Origin of the sequence: Candidatus Thiodiazotropha endolucinida (assembly GCF_001715975.1) — a bacterium.
Taxonomy (GTDB): Bacteria; Pseudomonadota; Gammaproteobacteria; order Chromatiales; family Chromatiaceae; genus Thiodiazotropha; species Thiodiazotropha endolucinida.
The window spans coordinates 172,434-189,611 of sequence record NZ_MARB01000001.1 but is presented as its reverse complement, the minus strand read 5'-3'; the positions used below and the strand labels follow the sequence as shown (position 1 = coordinate 189,611).

The window sequence follows — 17,178 nt, the reverse complement described above, 5'->3', positions numbered from 1 at the left end:
TTAAAATCCCGACATACGCGAGTGTTGGTTATGGTTTTCCTTAATCCTTTTCAAGGGTAAGCATCATACGCATCAAATGGGACAGCGAATCGGCCTGCATCTTCTCCATGACCCTGGAACGGTGGGCCTCAACGGTGGAAAGGGTGATACCGAGTTGTTCGGAGATGTTCTTGTTACGCATACCGCCGATAACCAGATCAAGGACCTCTCTCTCCCGTGGTGTGAGCTGATCCAGATGTTCGCGTATCTCCGACAGACGGGAGGCTTCACCACGCCGCTCCGCATCCTTCTCGATGGCGCGATGTACACTGTCGAGCAGAATCTGGTCGCGGAAGGGTTTCTCGATAAAGTCCACCGCACCGGCCTGGACCGCGCGTACCGCCATCGGCACGTCCCCATGCCCGGTGATGATGATCACCGGCGGATGGATGGGACGCTCGGCAAGCTTCTCCTGCATATCGAGTCCGCTCATACCCGGCATGCGGATATCCACAACCAGACACCCCGGCAGAGACTCATCGAACTGTTCAAGATAGTCGCCCGCCGAAGGGTAGCAGACAACAGGCAGGCCAACCGATTCGAACAGCAGTTTCAGCGCGCCACGCACCTCCTCGTCATCATCAACGACGAATACTGTCGGCTTTAACTGCTCCATTAGCTCGCCTCCGCAAATGGCAGGTAGAAGTTAAACTCGGCACCCTCCTGGAAGGCCGGATTGAGTGAGAGTTTACCACCGTGCGCCTCGATGATCCCGTAGCTGATGGAAAGACCTAAACCCATCCCCTGCGGCTTTCCTGTCACGAAGGGGTCGAACAGGGTATTAGCCAGCTCCGGATTCACCCCGGGTCCGTTATCACGAACGATCACTGCGATCGATTTATGACCCTTGTTCTGGGTACCGATATAGAGCTGACGCTCACCGCTTCGTTTTTCCGAAAGGGATTCGATGGCATTACGCGCCAGGTTCAGGATCACCTGTTCAATCTGTATCGGTTGCAGTGGAATCGAAGGCAGGGATTCTTCCAGATCGAGTTCCAATCTAACCGATTCCCTTCTGATATCGGGCCAGATCAACACCGCCACCGCATTCACCAGGTCGTTCACATCACCCTCGGTGCGCTCCAACGGCTCTTTGCGGACAAGTCGTCGCAGTTGACGAATGATCTCACCTGCACGATCAGCCTGAGAGGCGATACGCTCCATCACGTCGACGCAGACATCGACATTCGAGCTATCGGACTCGAGGATGCGAATACTCGCCTGGGCGTTAGTCGAGATCGCTGTCAGAGGCTGGTTGAGTTCATGGGCGATGCCCGAAGCCATCTCCCCCAGGGTACTGAGACGTCCCGCCCTGGCCAGCTCAATCTGATGCTGGCGCGCCTCCTCCTCTGCCCGTTTACGCCGTGTGGTATCACGAAACACCACCACGCTCCCCACTGTTTTGCCGCTGTCATCCCAGATCGGCGTGCTGCTGTACTCCACCGGAAAACTGTTGCCGTCTTTACGCCAGAAAATATCGTCGGAGACATAGCGGGCCTGGTTTTCACGGAAGGTTTGGTAGACCGGACACTCCTCCGCCTTATGGGGTGATCCGTCCGCATGGGTATGATGGAGAATCTCATGCTGATTGCGCCCAATGACATCGACAGCCTTCCAACCGGTAATCCGCTCCGCCGCCCTATTGAAAAAGGTGGAACGGCCATGCAGGTCGACACCGTAAATACCGTCCGCCACCGAATCGAGAATCAGTTCGTGCTGCATCTCCAGGCGGTCCTTTGCCTTCTTGATCACCTGATTCAGGCGCATCACCCAGAGGGTCATGACGACCATGAACAGCAGCATCATCAACCCGCCCAGAAACCAGTACCAATAGCGACTGATTGCATCTGATAAGGTGAACTTGCCCAGATTCTGGTAGGGCGGCAACTTGAGGGTCATGAACAGATCATGCACCGGCTGGTAGTCCAGCGGGATGGTCCATCCGGCATAGTTACCAGCCAAAGCCGCTGCATGGTCATGGGGCATATTCATCAATGCAATCGCCACGTCCTGTGCCAGGCTGTCTGCAGTATGCGCTACTTTACTGAAGGGCCACTCAGGATAGAGTCGTGTACTCAAAGCAAAGGGAAACTCTTTTACAGTTTGTGGATTGACAATACGGAAGTCATCCAGATTGATCGTGCCTGCTCTGGCCATGCGTTCCAATATATCGGTACGCACGGTGCCGATGTCAACTTCGCCATTGCGCACCGCCATCACCACCCGGTCGTGAATACCGCCAAAACGCAATGCCTTCAAATCACTATAGGGATCGACTCCATTCTCGACCATCTCTCGCATCGCCATCTGAAAGCCCCCCAAAGAGGTGGCATCCACCGCCATCATGGTGTAACCACGCAGGTCTTTCAGGGTATTGATCTCCGGATGGTCCTGCCGGGTGAAGATGACTCCGCCGAAAATTTTGTAGGGCACATCGTTGCGCCGGTTATAAAGCGTGGCGATGCGGGATACGCGATACTTGACTTCGAGATTGACATAGATACCCGGATTGACCAGGACAAAATCGATATTCCCCCCCTCCACGGCGGGATTGACCTCATCGAACTTCAGGGGTTTGATGATGAAATCGTAGGATGGAATGTGATAGGAGAGAAAATCAGCGGTAGGTCCCCACATTCTCAAGGTGGCTTGATCGCCACGGTGACTCAACACCCCAATGCGCACCACTTCGGAGTCGGCCTTCAGCGGTGTGACGCAGAGTGACAGAATAATGAGAATAAACAGCCATAATTTGTGGTTATGCTGATGAATCGCCATTCAGTGAGGGTATGTGAATTCCATTTCGCTGACAAGGGACAGATATAATGAAGAATCAAATCGCATAGAGGGCGGCAATCTCCTCTTTCCAAAGGGTATCGTCAATGGTCTCCAATACCAACGGTATGTCGTCAAAGCGCGCATCGTGCATGATATAACGGAAAACCTCCCAACCGAGCTTACCCTGTCCCAGACTGTGGTGGCGATCGACCCTGGCACCCAAGTCGGGCTTGCTGTCGTTGAGGTGCATACCACGTAGATATTGAAAACCGACAACTTGATCGAACTCGGCAAAAGTCTTGTCGCAGGCCTCTCCGGTTCTAAGGTCGTAGCCAGCCACAAAGGTATGACAGGTATCGAGACAGACACCAACCCGGCTTTTGTCTTTAATTGCATCGATGATCGCCGCCAGGTGTTCGAAGCGATATCCCAGGGTACTTCCCTGCCCTGCCGTGTTTTCTATCACCGCAGTCACCCCGCGGGTCTGCTCAAGCACCAGGTTGATCGAATCGGCAACCCGTTGCAGGCTCTCCTCCTCGCCGATCTTCCTCAGGGTTGCGCCGGGATGAAAATTAAGCAACGACAGACCAAGCTGCTCACAACGCTGCATCTCATCCAGAAAGGCCGCTCGCGATTTTTCCAGCCCCTCCGTTTCGGGGTGCCCCAGATTGATCAGATAGCTGTCATGGGGCAGTACATGCCTGGGAGAGATACCGGAACCGTCGAGATTCTCCCTGAAAGCCAGGATCGATTTTTCACTCAAGGGTTTGGCACGCCACTGGCGCTGGTTCTTGGTAAACAGGGCAAAGGCCCTGGCACCTATCTCCTGCGCGTTCAATGGCGCATTCTCAACCCCACCCGACGCACTGACATGGGCACCAACATACTTCATACGAACCTACCTTAATTCTATGAAACCGGACAGCACCTTCTACATCAAACAGCCGGCGACCACAAATCGATCTGAAACTGTGGACTCATGCTTGATTTTTTTAAAACTGCTCCGCCAACAACAGTTTCATGGCGAGAATACAAAAGATCACTGCAGCCATACGATGCATAATCCGTTGAGCCGAATCAGATTGTTTGAGCCAGGGGCTGATCACGCCCGCCAGTTCGGCAATTGCACCAAAAACCAGGAGTGTGGCCACAATGAATACTATGCCAAAACTGATCATCTGCAGCACTACCGGACCGGCATCAGGCAGAATGAACTGAGGCAGCAGCGCAAGAAAAAAAAGCGAGACTTTGGGATTGGTCACATTCATGATGATCCCACGGCGATAGATCAACCAGGGTGTGAGTACAGGTTGATCCTGCAGCGGCAGCCGGCTGTTGGATCGCTGGATAAAACGCCATGCCAAGTAGAACAGATAGGCGGCGCCAATCAGCTTGAGGAGGTTGAATGCCACTTCGGATGTCTGAAACAGTGCGGCAACCCCCAAGGATACCGCTGCAGTATGCACGATCAGCCCGGTGGAGAAACCCAGGGTTGCATACCACCCCGTCATCCGGCCATGCAGTGCCGAATGGGTCAGTACAAACAGATTGTCTGGCCCCGGGACCAGCGCCAGGACCACCGCCGTGACAAACAGTGCAAGCAGGTTTTCTAGCATGGGATGTATAATCCAGGATCGGTTGAAAACAACGATACATCCATTTGGCACGGAGCATTTGGAGCGAACCCAGACCTGTTGACATACCCTAACGCAAAAGAAACCGGCGCTTTGCCTCGACACCAATATCCGGCAGATTGAAAAATATGCCATCCACACCCTGGTTGAAAAGATGGATTGCTTCTGATTTCAATCCCTCCCTCCATGTGCCATCTCCTGTTTGTGGCGTGGATGAGTGCTCACACAAAGGAAAGACATGCACATGCATTCCTCTATTGAGAGCATGTTCAATGTAGGCTGGAACCGCGCTTCCATCAACCGAATCAATATACCCGGTTGTATCACTCCCTTCACTATCGATGTTGTATATAGATAGAGTCGGCTTAAGACTCCCGAGCCATGTAGCTATTCCACTTGCATAGCGGTTTGCCATCCAATCGATAGCAACAGGGGAGGTGAGGAGTTGGTAGTTTAGTTGGGATACAACCGCTGCTATCGAGGTGAGATCGCCATAATAGCGCTCGAGGTCGTCCTCCCGATTGTGATGGTAGACAAGATCATAGGGTCTGGAAAAGTCGCCCTCCGGAAGTGTCAATTCTCCTTTGATATCGCCGAACAGTTGAATCAACGGCAGTGCCAGATTATACGATGGCATGATCCGGTCATGTAACTCGATCAGATTGGCGATTTCAAAGGATTGTATGAATACCCGGTCTTTGGCGGTAAACGCCTCTCGCTGCAAAACCTCGATCAAAATACGGGAAATCGATTGATGAATCGGTGATCCATCCAGATAACCACCTTCAAAGGCGTAGTAGGTTGGATATTTGGTTTCCGGATAGATACCGATCTTCAATCCATGCGGCAGTTCCTCCTGCCTGACCAGGGCAATCACCTCCTCGAAGGTGGGTATGCCAAGCTCCGCTTCATTCAACTCCCGCCATTCGCGGCTGTCGGAGTCACTCCAACGGATACCCAGGGTTTTGATTTCCGAGAGCTCGAAATCTTCACAAAACCACCCCTCCCTTTGCACCCCGTCAACCCGCTTGATGGTGTAGCGATCTGCAAATTCGGGATGTTGCGCGACATCCGTGGTAAGACTCAATTCGTTGTCATGTCGAGCGATGAGTCGATGATCCCTCGTCAGGACCAGGTCGGGCTCGATAAAATCGACCCCCATTTCGATCGCCAACCGATAGGAGGCCAGGGTATGTTCCGGAAGATATCCGCATGCACCACGGTGACCGATAACCAGGGGGCCGTCAGCCGCCGTATTCACGTTCCGCCGCGTTGTGCGAGTATCGCTATCCTGTGTTGAAAGCGTCATGGGCTGACCAGGTTAAATTTGGTTAAACCCACACTACCCGTGCGCATCATTCATGACAATAGGTTATATTTCGGAGTTTATATCTGTGGATCGCGAGGTTTAGGATTTCAATCATGGTGAAAAACCCGCTTGCAGGCGCAAGCTACTTATTGAGAGGGCTCGCTCTGCTGACCAAACCCGGTTTGAGACCCTTTGTACTGATCCCGCTGACTATCAATATTATCGTTTTCAGTTTACTGATCTGGCTCGGTGTCGATCAGTTCGAGCAACTGATGGATCGTTTTCTTCCCGGCGACGAGAGTTGGCTGGCCTGGCTTAGATGGATATTGTGGCCGCTGTTCGCCATCACCCTGCTATTGATCATTTTCTATACCTTCACCGTCATTGCCAACCTGATCGCCGCTCCGTTTAATGGGCTTCTGGCGGAAAAGGTCGAACTCCACCTGGGGGGGAAGATCCCGAATCAACCAACCGGCGCAAAACAGATCGTCAAGGATGTGGTGCCTTCAATTGTCTCGGAGTTACGCAAGCTGCTCTATTTCCTGTTGCGCGCCATCCCTCTGTTGATTCTATTCCTCATACCTGGCCTGAATATCGTCGCACCCTTTCTATGGATGGCATTCAGCGCCTGGTTCCTTGCCGTGGAGTATGGCGACTACCCGATGGCCAATCATAATTTAGCCTTTAAACAGCAGCACATGCGACTCAAGCAGGCCCGCTACTCATCCCTTACCTTCGGTGCCGGATTGACCCTGATGATGATGGTGCCCATCCTCAACTTCATCGCCATGCCGACGGCCGTCGCCGGCGCCACCCTGTTCTGGCATGAACGCCTGCGTCATATCGAGGGTTAATCGATTAAAAAAAGTCTGCGAATAAACGCAAATGCTGCCAAGGGTGAGGCTTGCAGTACCAGTACTCATTCATTGACACAAACAATATCAATACGGTTTCAGGGTGCCACAATCCGCACCTTACTCACGAAATAAAAATTACTTTCATTTTCTGTTCCCACGTTCTTACGTGGAAACAAATGTGATTAGAGAATATTTGCGTTCATTTGCGGACTGTGCTTCTTCAAATTCATTTAATCCGCCAGAAAGCCCCTGATTCTATCCACGCCTTCCTGCAAACGCTCCAGGTCGGTGGTGTAGGCGAAGCGCAGATGCGATTCCGGTTGATTGAAGCCGAAGTCGAGTCCTGGTGTAACCGCAACACCCGCCTCGTGTAACAACCTCTGGGCAAAGACCCGGCTGTCATCGCACAATTCACTACAACCCGCATAAAGATAGAAAGCCCCCCGCGGCGTCACCGGTATGGAGAATCCCAAATCACGCAACGCAGGCAGCAGGAAGTCGCGGCGCTGCCGGAAGGCCTGGCGGCGTTGTTCCAGAATCTCCATCACTGCCGGTGTGAATGCACCGAGAGCGGCGTGTTGAGAGAGTGTCGGCGCCGAAAGAAATATATTCTGTGCCAAACGGTCGATGGGATCTATCAAGGGCTCTGGCGCAACCAGCCAGCCCAACCGCCAACCGGTCATACCGAAAAACTTTGAAAAACTGTTGATGACAAACAAATTATCAGCAAACCGAAGCGCCGTTCCGCCTGCTTCGTCATAAACCAACCCTTGATAGATCTCATCGACAATCAAAACCCCGCCCAACCGCTCCACGGTGGCGTGCAGCATCCGCATCTCCTCATCGGGGATCAGGGTGCCGGTCGGATTGGAGGGTGATGCTACCAATACGGCCTTGGTATCTTCCCGCCAGGCCTCCTCCACCAGCTGAGCCGTCAATTGATACCCGGTCTCCGGTCCCACGGCCACGGCTATGGGTAGACCATCGACCAACTCCACAAAGTGGCGGTTGCAGGGATAGCCGGGATCTGCCAGCAGTACCGATTCTCCGGGATTGATCAATACGCTCATGATCAGCTGCAGCGCACCGGAAGAACCGGGTGTAACAACCACGCGCCCGGGATCGATCTCGGTTGTATATTGGTCGCGATAGTGGTTGGCGATAGCCTGACGCAATGCCGCCAGACCCTTCGCGGGGGTATAGTGAATATCACCCGATGCCAGAACAGCCTGCCCCTCGGCAACAACTGGCGCCGGTGTATCGAAATCGGGCTCCCCTATCTCCATGTGGATGACCGATCGACCCTCGGCCTCCATACGGCGCGCCTGGGCCAGTAGGTCCATGACGTAGAAGGGAGCGATACGCTGCATACGCCGGGCGATGGGATTCATGGGTCTGCTCTGCCATGCAGTGCCCTAAGCAGGGCAAGATCGACGAAATGGCGCCCCCCAGTCTCGCCAAATTTCACCTCAAAGGGTTGCCCGGGCTCGCCAAACTGATCGACCACGAGCCTAGCCCCGTTAAAGTCATCCTCGGCGGTGTACCCATTGGTGGTAACCAGAATCGAGGAGATCGAGGCTTGGCTGGCTGACTGTACGCCATTGTGTGAATCCTCGAAAGCGATACAGGCATCCCCTTGCAGGCCCATCTGATCAAGTGCCCAGAGATAGATATCGGGCGCCGGTTTTTTTTCCGCTACGATATCCCCCGCCGCTATCACCTCAAACCAACGCTCTGCATCGGAGTCAAGACTATGTTGCAGCAGTGCACTAACATTGGCCGGCGTGGTTGTGGTAGCAATCGCCAAACGTAGTCCGGCCTGGCGGGCCTCCTGCAACAGCCGTTTTACCCCGTTGCGCATCGGTATCAATCCTTGCGACAACATTCGGGTATAGTGATCGGTCTTACCAGCGTGAAGCGCGGCGATGAACCCGTCCAGATCCGCGGGCCTGGGGAAATCGGGATTATAGTGGTCGAGATAGTAACGGATGCGTTCCTTGCCTCCCGTAACTGCCAGTAACCTGCCATACAGCGCCGCAGACCACTCCCAGTCTAGCCCAGCCTCTTCAAAGGCCTTGTTGAAAGCCACCCGGTGACCATCTCGCTCGGTATCCGCGAGAGTACCATCCACATCGAATATCAATGCCTCTAGATCTGCCATTACTGCACCTTGGTATTATATAAACCCACTCAAGCTATGGTTTTTTCACGACCAGGGCACTAGCTTACCCATTGCAGGGTAGTGTGCAAAGCCGGCTGGAAAGGGAAAAAACCGCACAATTAATGAGCTGTGACAACTGTTATTCAGATATCTACCTTTAATTTCAGTCGAATTGAACCAATCTTATGTATTGGGAAAGCGATTAACAAAGCCGACCCGGTTTTGTTGTTTCGTTCTTTCCTTTCTGGTATAGATATGCGCCTTCACTGAAGAGGTACCATGAATGGCCCAGAAGAAAGCCAACACCCAAGGGGCTAAAGCCTTTGGTATAGAGCCCTATGAGTCCGCCAAGGGCGAAGAGTATATGAATGAGGGACAGGAGGCTCATTTCCGCGCCATCCTGGATGCATGGAAATCCAACCTGATGCAAGAGGTTGATCGTACCGTGCATCATATGCAGGATGAGGCGGCCAATTTCCCTGATCCCAACGATCGTGCGACCCAGGAATCGGAGTTCAGCCTTGAGCTGCGAACCCGGGACCGGGAGCGTAAACTGATCAAAAAAATCGATGAGGCCCTGGAGAAGCTCGATAACCATGACTATGGCTACTGTGAATCCTGCGGTGTGGAGATCGGGATCAGGCGGCTCGAGGCCCGTCCGACCGCCACCCAGTGTATCGACTGCAAAACGCTCGATGAGATTCGCGAAAAACAGATGGGATAGAGCCATCTTCAATTTGCCTCACGAAAAACCGGCAATAGCCGGTTTTTCTGTTTATGACGGCTGCCGCTTATTCCACAAGCCATCGGAAAACAGAGGCATAGATGCCAGATACGGACAAAAATAGAGGTTATCGGGGTCGATTTGCCCCCTCTCCCAGCGGCGAACTCCATTTCGGATCACTGGTGGCGGCAATGGGCAGCTATCTGGATGCCCGCAGCCATCAGGGTGAGTGGTTTGTTCGAATGGAGGACCTGGATCGGACACGGGAGGTAAAAGGCGCCGCCAAATCTATCCTGCAGACCTTGGAAAACCTCGGCTTTCGCTGGGACGGTGAGATCATCTACCAGAGCCGAAGAACAGCCGCCTATGCCGAAGCGGTCGACAGGCTCATCCAGGCACGGCTCGCCTATCCCTGCGGCTGCTCCCGCAAGTTGATCGAAGAACAGGCAAAATATGGATCAGAGGGGACGATCTACCCGGGCACCTGCCGCAATGGTGTCCCGCAAGGAAGAGCGGAGAGGAGCATTCGCATCCTTACCACCGATGAGATGATCACGATCGCGGATAGCGTACAGGGCCGGATCGGCCAGCAGATCAACAGAGAGATAGGGGATTTTGTGATTCGGCGGGCGGATGGCTTTCATGCCTATCAGCTGGCAGTGGTTATCGACGATGCCTGGCAGGGGATAACAGACATTGTTCGGGGCGCGGATCTACTCAGCTCCACCCCCAGACAGCACTATCTGCAACGGCTGCTGCGGATACCCCACCCCACTTACGCTCACCTCCCGTTGGCCGTTGACGATCAAGGCCGAAAGCTGAGCAAGCAATTCAAGGATGCCCCGGTGGATCCCAATCAGCCGATGGATATCCTCTTGCGTGCCCTCGATTTTCTCAACCAGCCACTGCCCCCTCAGCGTCCCGAGACGATCGAGGCATTCTGGCAATGGGCTGTGTCGCGCTGGTCACTGAAGCCGATTCCGGCACAACTTCAAATCCCCGCCACATCTCGTAAGAATTTGAATAATTTACGGTAAGATGCGGGTGGACGCGCCTGCTCGCGTTCTCTGCGGGCAGCCTGGATCAACTGTCGCAATCTTTGACGATCCGCCTCCGGGTAGGCCTGCATGAATTCACCAAACGCCTCGCTCTCCTCGTCCAACAGCCTCTCCCGCCAGCGTTCCAGGGTATGGAACAGGTTGACATCAGCCTGGCGTCTGTCATCGATTTCACCTATCACCCGCCTGATCGTGTCAAGATCCTCTGTGCGCAGCAACTTACCCAGGCGTCGGTAGTGCCGACGCAGGGCGTTCAGTGATTTGATCCGCCTACTCTCTTCCAGCGCATCTTGCAAGGCAGCACTCAACGGCATGCGCGCCAACACTGTCGGCGGCAGTGTGGTGAGACGTTCACCAAGCTGCTGCAGAGCCAGCATTTCACGTTTGATCTCGCTCTTGCTGGGCTCTTCGAATCCCTGTTCTTGTTCATCTAGGTTGTCGATTGGATTGTCTCCACGATCAGTTGCGGTGATCGTTTGCCGCGAAACTCATTCACATCCAGCCGATAGGTCAATCGTATCGGTCGATCAGGATCGGATAGCAGCGGCTGGTTGAAAGCGATTGCATCGATTGTCCAGGCGCTGCTTGAAGATGACAACTCCAATTTGAGATGATGTTCACCCACCACACGTTGCTGCTGGAGATCGAAGCTGCCCTCAAACAGCGGCTCTGGGAATCCCTGCCCCCAGGGGCCTCCGTTGCGCAGGATTTCCGCCATCTCCAGGCTCATCTCGTCCGGTAGCAACTCCCCGTCTGTGAGCACCACACCTTGCAGCATTTCCGGGCTCAGTTGATCGTCTGCCGCTTGCTCGAAAGCCTTTTTGAAGCGGGGATAATCCGCCTCAGAGAGGGTCAGTCCGGCAGCCATCGCGTGTCCCCCAAAGCGGGTAATCAAACCGGGGTTACGACTGGCGATGCCTGCCAACAGGTCCCGCATGTGTAATCCGGCGATAGAGCGCGCGGAACCTTTCAGCGTACCTGCACCCCCGCTGGCAAAAGCGATCACAGGACGGTGATACTGCGCCTTGATACGGGACGCCAGGATACCCACTACCCCCTGGTGCCACGCCTCATCATAGAGACAAAGTCCTGCCGGCAACCCGCCATCGGCATTGAGATGCAATCGGTCAAGCAACGAATCAGCCTGGATTTTCATTGCTTGCTCAATTGCGCGGCGTTCCTGATTGAGCCGATCAAGCTCCTGGGCCATTTGCCGGGCCTCACTGAACGAGTCGGTGAGCAGGCACTCGATACCAAGCCCTATATCATCGAGACGGCCTGCGGCGTTGAGACGCGGGCCGACAGCAAATCCGATATCCGAGGCGATGATATTGGGCAGGGAGCGTTTGGCGACCTCCGCCAGCGCACGTATGCCGGGTCGACAATTTCCGGCGCGAATCCGCTTCAAACCCTGGGCCACCAACACCCGATTGTTGTGATCAAGAGGTACGAGGTCACAGATAGTGCCGAGTGCGACCAGATCGAGCCATTGGGCGGGATTGGGCTCACTCAATCCCTGCTGTGTAAACCACCCGATACTCCTCAGTTTTCTGAAAAGAGCCGCCATAACGTAGAAGATCACACCGACCCCGGCTAGATGTTTGCTGGGAAAACTGTCACCCGGCTGATTTGGATTGACGATGGCGGCCGCACTGGGCAAGCGGTCAGGCGGCAGATGGTGGTCTGTGATAAGCACAGGAATTCCCAAATCATTCGCTCTTTCCACTCCAGACAGGCTGGAAATGCCGTTGTCGACGGTAATGATCAGCCCAGCCTCCTTGCCAGCTGCCAGATCTACCAGTTCCGGAGTCAATCCGTACCCGTAATCGAAACGGTTAGGCACCAGATAAGAGACCCGTGTCGCACCATAGGCACCCAGGGCCAACATCGCCAATGCGGTACTGGCAGCCCCATCCGCATCGTAATCTCCGACGATCAGAATCGATTTATCGAGATGAAGCGCCTCAAACAGCAGATCGGCCGCATCGGTGACCCCTTTCATCTGGCCTACCGGCACCATGTGGGCCAGCTCGAGCTCGAGTTCGCTATCCCTGGTCAACCCCCTGGCACTGTATATTCGCTGCATGACCGGATGGATTGAGGCCGACAACAAACTGGCTTCGGCCGGAAGCGGACGTTGCAGAATCTTCACAATACCAATTACCCCTGGAAACTTATGCTTGTTGCCCCCATCTAATGGGATGGCTCATTATACAGTCCAAGTAGTCAAAAAAACGATGCATAGTCATATACTGTTGAATGCAATGCTGCCGACAAAACCATCACCTACATCGCCGTTGAATGGTCTTTTGGTCATTCTCCTTTTACTGCTCTCATCCCCTGTCGATGCAAAGGTGGGCGCCAGCCTCTCGAGCAACGCCACCGGACTGGATCAACCGGTTCGCCTTATTCTGCAGATGGAGGGTGAGCAAGAGATGACACCCGACCTAAGCGAATTGGAGCGGCTGTTCGAGATTGTCGGGCGCTCAACACAACAGAGTATTTCAATCATCAACGGCAAGATGTCGGCTAAACGCTCTCTTACCCTGACCCTGTTGCCCAGACAGGCCGGCAGGCTCGAAATCCCACCCATCAGAATCGGTAACGAGTCGACAGAAGCGCTTGTGCTGGAGGTTACTGAGCAGCCCCAAGGCGATATTGATGCCAACAGAGAGCAGGTTTTTGTGGAACTGAGTCTGAACAAATCCCGGGCCTATATCGAAGAGGAGGTCATCCTCACACTCAAACTCTTTCAGGCGCCCGGTATCCGTGCCGAATCCCTGGACACACCCCAGCCTTCAATGCCGGACACACAGATGAAGTTACTGCATGAGGAGCGTTATTCCAGCGAACGCGACGGTATACAGTTCAATGTAATAGAACGCAAATATGCGGTTTTCGCCTATCAAAGCGGCAACCTTGAGATCGGTGGCGTCAAATATCGCGGTCGCACGGGTAGCGACAGGCTTTTTTCGTTCTTTAACGATCCGTTCAGGGCACCACAGCAAGCAACGCGCATCTTCAGAAGTGAGTCGAACCAGGTTGATCTTGAAATCATGCCGATTCCCGACAATTTTACCGGCGATCGCTGGCTGCCTGCGAAAAACCTTCAGATCGTCGAGAATGGTCTCGATCAACAGACACCGATACTGGCCGGCAAGCCTCTCGTCAGGCGTATCATGGTCCTGGCAGACGGCCTGACATCAGCTCAGCTGCCGAGCATTGAGCAGACACTGCCGAGCGGCATCAAACTCTATGAGGAGAGGCCGCAGCTGCAAGAGACACCGACCAGAACAGGGATCAGCAGCAGCCGCCAAAACAGTATGACACTCATCGCAACCGAATCAGGCGAATACGATCTCCCGGCAATTGAAATCCCCTGGTGGAATATCGAAACCGACCGCCAGGAGACTGCCCGTCTGGCCGCGATTTCGATAGACATCATGCCAAACCCTGGCGCCACACAGGGTGTGCAACAAACACTAAATCCACCATCTACCCGGGAACAGGCAATCCAGAGCGATGCCGGCGGGACGATCACTAGCGTTAATCAACCCGCTGCCACCACCCACAAGGTCCATTGGCTGGTTTGGCTGTTCGGTACTGCCTGGGTTTTGACCCTGTTTGCCTGGTGGTACTCGCGACGCGGTGATCCTGATCAGTCCCGGCAACCCATCCCCGTTGCAGAAGATGAAATGGAAGCACCAGACAAGCAGGCAATCGGCGAGGCATTGCAGCGGCTGGAACAGGCCTATGCCGATAAAGACGCCCCAGCTGCAAGGTCCGCCTGGTTACAGTGGGCAAAGCTGCATTGGCCGGATAATCCCCCGCATAATCTAACCAGACTGGCCGCACGCTGCGATCAAGCGTTATCTGAGGCGGTATACAGTCTGGAGCGTACCCTCTACAGTCCAACGGATGAGACTGAATGGACGGGTTACGAGATACGACAGCTGATCCAACAGACGCAACAGCAGAAGCGATCTGACAAGCGTTCCGAAAGACTGGTACCATTGAATCCCTAATGTAGCGTCCTACACCGGGCCCTGTTGACAGGTCTTGATTTTGCGGGAGTCGGGTAAGGCCTGATCGTTAAACCTCGTCCCAACCACCATAGTCGAAGGTAATCTCTTCATGGGGTTCAATATCCTGCAAAGCGAAGAGATCGAAACCGTCAAACTCCGCATTACCTTCATCCTGATGATTGAGATAACGTAGCAGATTCCGGCCGCTGCGACCTTCCGGTTCCTTACCATCCTCGAACACCCAGAGAACATAGGTACCATCCCGTCTAGCGGTTGGGCCCTCATAGGTACCTATATACTCCCCTTTATTGATGGCGACTTTGGCAAACAGGCCATTCCCGTGGATCCTGGAAGGCGCCCGATAGACAATATTACCGAGACGTATTTTTCTTTCTGTACTCATGTTGTATTTCTTCGTCTTTCTCACTGGTTGCAGGATGTACGACCGGGCATCCATCGCCATAAACTGCCATAATCGATCGCAACTCCTTGAGCACCATCTTTCGGGCCATCTCGTCCAAATCCTTCAGTTCAGGCAGAACAATCCCTTGACTCAGCAATCGCATATCCTCCCGCACCGATTGGCACCCTTTTTCGCAGATGGCTTCGACGTACGGCTCTATCGATCTGCTTCGCATGGACTACATATACCTCGTCATAGGTTCCGTATTGTTCAGAATCGCCCCAATGCACCGGATCAAGGCATGCTTGCGGCTGACTCCTTCCAGGTTCACTGAATGATGAAGAACCTATGGCAAGGTACACTAGCTCACATAGACTTGTTACAAATCTGAGTTAGTATATGCCTTCACAGGCCAGATCTGAATCCGCTATACCGTACCGGGAACCATACTGCTATTCAAATTTCTAATAGGTTCCAATAGGATTCAATCCTGAACTTTTTCTTTATTGACTGAAGGACATAACATGCCCTGGAACTATCGAATCTTAATACTTCTGCCCCTGTTGATATTCCATACAGCGTATGCCGATTGGGGAGAGGGCTACGACCCTATAGATCCCCCCATCGCCACAACCGCTCCTGACGGCAAGATAGAGGTGATCGAGTTTTTCTGGTACGGATGCCCCCACTGTTATCAGATGGAGCCTCAGCTCGAGGCATGGCTGGAGAGCAAACCGGAAAATGTATCATTTATTCGTGTACCTGCACCATTGAACAATAAATGGACAGTTCATGCCCAATTTTTCTACGCAGCCGAGATTCTGGGATTGACGGAAAAGCTCCACATACCGTTATTCGAGGCACTTCACGATAAAAAGCGTAGACTTTACGACAAAGATTCACTCATCGGGTTTGCCGTCGAACAGGGTGTGGATAAGCAGAAATTTATCGATGCCTTAAACTCATTCGGCGTCTATGTGAAAGTGCAAAATGCGAAAAAATTGGGACAACGCTATCAATTGGACGGCGTCCCGGCTATCGGCATCAATGGGAAATACAAAACCAGCGGAAGTTTGGCTGGCAGTTATAGCAAGATGTTTGAGATCGTCTCTCAATTGGTTGCCGAAGAGTCCAAAGCCACACCTTAGGGCCTGTCTGCCATAACCAACCAGGCCCCCTTTTTCTCCAAGTAGCCTCTATACTGTTGGGGAAAATCATCGACTACAGACTCTTTGACACATGGCAGAGAGGAGAGCCTCTCTGCCCATTCGGCCACAGGCCCTGGATATTGAATGTTCAGCGATGGATTGATTCGTGCTAGCAGATCGAGCCGCATGAAGAGTGGTGCATAGGCCGCGTCAACCAGGGAAAAACGGACTGCATCGCCAAACAGTCCCTGTTCCAGGGGTGGCAGCAAGTGCCGCAGCTCATCTTCCAGACGATCCTTTTTCTCCAACATTGCCTCCTTATCCTGAGCCAATGCCATACCATGCTGTGCCACCAGCAAGCTGGAACCGAACTCTATCCAGGCCTTGTGCTGTGCCCTTTTCAGATTATCGCTCGGGTGGAACCTCGGTGAAAAGCTCTCGTCGAGGAAATCGAGAATGACTGCCGATTCAAACAGCACTGCACCGTTGATCATCATCAGCGGCACCTTCCCCATTGGTGAAAGCCGGCGAAACCATGCCGGCGGCTGCTCAAGATCGATATACTCCAGCTGATACTGAATCTGCTTTTTCTCGAGCAGAATAACGGATCGTTGTACAAATGGGCATAAAAGGAAGCTGACCAGTTTTATGTTCACTTGGTTGTTCACCTGGAGATGTTGGTAGGAACGGGCTGATTATTCTGGCACAAGAGGGTGGACCCTGGGTGAAAACACCCAATCCCAGCGACCCAAACAGATGCGTTTTTTTTCTTTATCAATTTATATAATTAATTACTATTTATCAACAAGATACAATATCCGAGCCAGAACAATCCAGGATTACAAAAAAAATAATAACCTAAACTACTTAAGGTATTTTACAATTTGACACGAATTCTGTATTTTGTTGTCGAATCAGCAGTATACGTTAAGTAATGGATGTTCATGTTTATACAATCACACGATGTGATATACCGCCATGTGATACACGCTCTCACTAAGATCCTCGGATACAGGATAGGGTTAAACGACCTTGAACTTGA

Annotated in this window: 17 protein-coding genes; 5 read left to right on the top strand and 12 right to left on the bottom strand. The window is 53.1% G+C overall.

All coding sequences use genetic code 11. The features are described from left to right. Window positions 1-40 precede the first annotated feature (40 nt). The 5 genes from CODIS_RS00845 to CODIS_RS00825 form a co-directional block, all read right to left on the bottom strand. Window positions 41-655: a response regulator transcription factor gene (locus CODIS_RS00845; RefSeq protein WP_069120534.1), complete on the bottom strand. Its 615-nt coding sequence runs from the start codon at window positions 653-655 to the stop codon at window positions 41-43. Then, complete coding sequence (locus CODIS_RS00840) at window positions 655-2,817, bottom strand: PhnD/SsuA/transferrin family substrate-binding protein (protein WP_235615093.1); 2,163 nt, start codon at window positions 2,815-2,817, stop codon at window positions 655-657. Before CODIS_RS00840 ends, CODIS_RS00845 begins: the two co-directional genes overlap by 1 nt. Window positions 2,818-2,872: 55 nt before the next feature. After that, window positions 2,873-3,709 (bottom strand): deoxyribonuclease IV, encoded by an 837-nt coding sequence (nfo, locus tag CODIS_RS00835; RefSeq protein WP_069120530.1) that lies wholly within the window; start codon window positions 3,707-3,709, stop codon window positions 2,873-2,875. Between the two features lie 100 nt (window positions 3,710-3,809). After that, window positions 3,810-4,433: a LysE family translocator gene (locus CODIS_RS00830; protein WP_154722955.1), complete on the bottom strand. Its 624-nt coding sequence runs from the start codon at window positions 4,431-4,433 to the stop codon at window positions 3,810-3,812. An 88-nt stretch (window positions 4,434-4,521) separates the two neighbouring features. Further along, a complete protein-coding gene (locus CODIS_RS00825; RefSeq protein ID WP_083220464.1) occupies window positions 4,522-5,760 on the bottom strand; it encodes a glycerophosphodiester phosphodiesterase family protein in 1,239 nt (412 codons plus the stop codon). A gap of 113 nt (window positions 5,761-5,873) precedes the next feature. On the opposite strand from CODIS_RS00825, the gene cysZ reads away from it, so the two are divergent. Then, complete coding sequence (gene cysZ, locus CODIS_RS00820; RefSeq protein WP_069120522.1) at window positions 5,874-6,614, top strand: sulfate transporter CysZ; 741 nt, start codon at window positions 5,874-5,876, stop codon at window positions 6,612-6,614. A gap of 233 nt (window positions 6,615-6,847) precedes the next feature. Here cysZ and CODIS_RS00815 read toward each other — a convergent pair whose 3' ends face one another. Both CODIS_RS00815 and CODIS_RS00810 read right to left on the bottom strand, forming a co-directional pair. Further along, window positions 6,848-8,008 carry a pyridoxal phosphate-dependent aminotransferase gene (locus CODIS_RS00815; RefSeq protein WP_069120518.1) on the bottom strand — a complete coding sequence of 387 codons (1,161 nt, stop codon included), beginning with the start codon at window positions 8,006-8,008 and terminating at the stop codon, window positions 6,848-6,850. Beyond that, entirely contained in the window at window positions 8,005-8,778 is a 774-nt protein-coding gene (locus tag CODIS_RS00810) for an HAD family hydrolase (RefSeq protein ID WP_069120513.1), read from the bottom strand. The genes CODIS_RS00815 and CODIS_RS00810 overlap by 4 nt, the downstream gene beginning before the upstream one ends. 283 nt (window positions 8,779-9,061) lie before the next feature. Between CODIS_RS00810 and dksA the strand changes: the two genes are divergently transcribed. Beyond that, window positions 9,062-9,502 carry an RNA polymerase-binding protein DksA gene (dksA, locus tag CODIS_RS00805; protein ID WP_069120508.1) on the top strand — a complete coding sequence of 147 codons (441 nt, stop codon included), beginning with the start codon at window positions 9,062-9,064 and terminating at the stop codon, window positions 9,500-9,502. A 101-nt stretch (window positions 9,503-9,603) separates the two neighbouring features. Continuing rightward, complete coding sequence (gene gluQRS / locus CODIS_RS00800; protein ID WP_069120503.1) at window positions 9,604-10,539, top strand: tRNA glutamyl-Q(34) synthetase GluQRS; 936 nt, start codon at window positions 9,604-9,606, stop codon at window positions 10,537-10,539. On the opposite strand, the gene yjgA is transcribed toward gluQRS, so the two are convergent. Together yjgA and recJ are read right to left on the bottom strand one after the other, a co-directional pair. Then, window positions 10,494-10,937, bottom strand: a complete 444-nt coding sequence (gene yjgA / locus CODIS_RS00795) for a ribosome biogenesis factor YjgA (protein ID WP_083220463.1) — start codon at window positions 10,935-10,937, stop codon at window positions 10,494-10,496. The two genes, gluQRS and yjgA, sit on opposite strands and share 46 nt — an antisense overlap. Window positions 10,938-10,990: 53 nt before the next feature. Continuing rightward, window positions 10,991-12,712: a single-stranded-DNA-specific exonuclease RecJ gene (gene recJ / locus CODIS_RS00790; RefSeq protein ID WP_235615092.1), complete on the bottom strand. Its 1,722-nt coding sequence runs from the start codon at window positions 12,710-12,712 to the stop codon at window positions 10,991-10,993. Window positions 12,713-12,797: 85 nt separating this feature from the next. Between recJ and CODIS_RS00785 the strand changes: the two genes are divergently transcribed. Next, window positions 12,798-14,585, top strand: coding sequence for a BatD family protein (locus CODIS_RS00785; protein ID WP_162420066.1), 1,788 nt, complete (start codon window positions 12,798-12,800; stop codon window positions 14,583-14,585). A gap of 67 nt (window positions 14,586-14,652) precedes the next feature. Here CODIS_RS00785 and CODIS_RS00780 read toward each other — a convergent pair whose 3' ends face one another. Both CODIS_RS00780 and CODIS_RS20320 read right to left on the bottom strand, forming a co-directional pair. Further along, window positions 14,653-14,988, bottom strand: coding sequence for an SET domain-containing protein (locus tag CODIS_RS00780; RefSeq protein WP_069120914.1), 336 nt, complete (start codon window positions 14,986-14,988; stop codon window positions 14,653-14,655). Continuing rightward, a complete protein-coding gene (locus tag CODIS_RS20320) occupies window positions 14,957-15,223 on the bottom strand; it encodes a hypothetical protein (protein WP_201258994.1) in 267 nt (88 codons plus the stop codon). The genes CODIS_RS00780 and CODIS_RS20320 overlap by 32 nt, the downstream gene beginning before the upstream one ends. 289 nt (window positions 15,224-15,512) lie before the next feature. Between CODIS_RS20320 and CODIS_RS00775 the strand changes: the two genes are divergently transcribed. Next, window positions 15,513-16,136 carry a thiol:disulfide interchange protein DsbA/DsbL gene (locus tag CODIS_RS00775; RefSeq protein ID WP_069120481.1) on the top strand — a complete coding sequence of 208 codons (624 nt, stop codon included), beginning with the start codon at window positions 15,513-15,515 and terminating at the stop codon, window positions 16,134-16,136. On the opposite strand, the gene CODIS_RS00770 is transcribed toward CODIS_RS00775, so the two are convergent. Then, window positions 16,133-16,792 carry a glutathione S-transferase family protein gene (locus tag CODIS_RS00770; protein WP_069120913.1) on the bottom strand — a complete coding sequence of 220 codons (660 nt, stop codon included), beginning with the start codon at window positions 16,790-16,792 and terminating at the stop codon, window positions 16,133-16,135. The two genes, CODIS_RS00775 and CODIS_RS00770, sit on opposite strands and share 4 nt — an antisense overlap. Window positions 16,793-17,178: the final 386 nt, after the last annotated feature.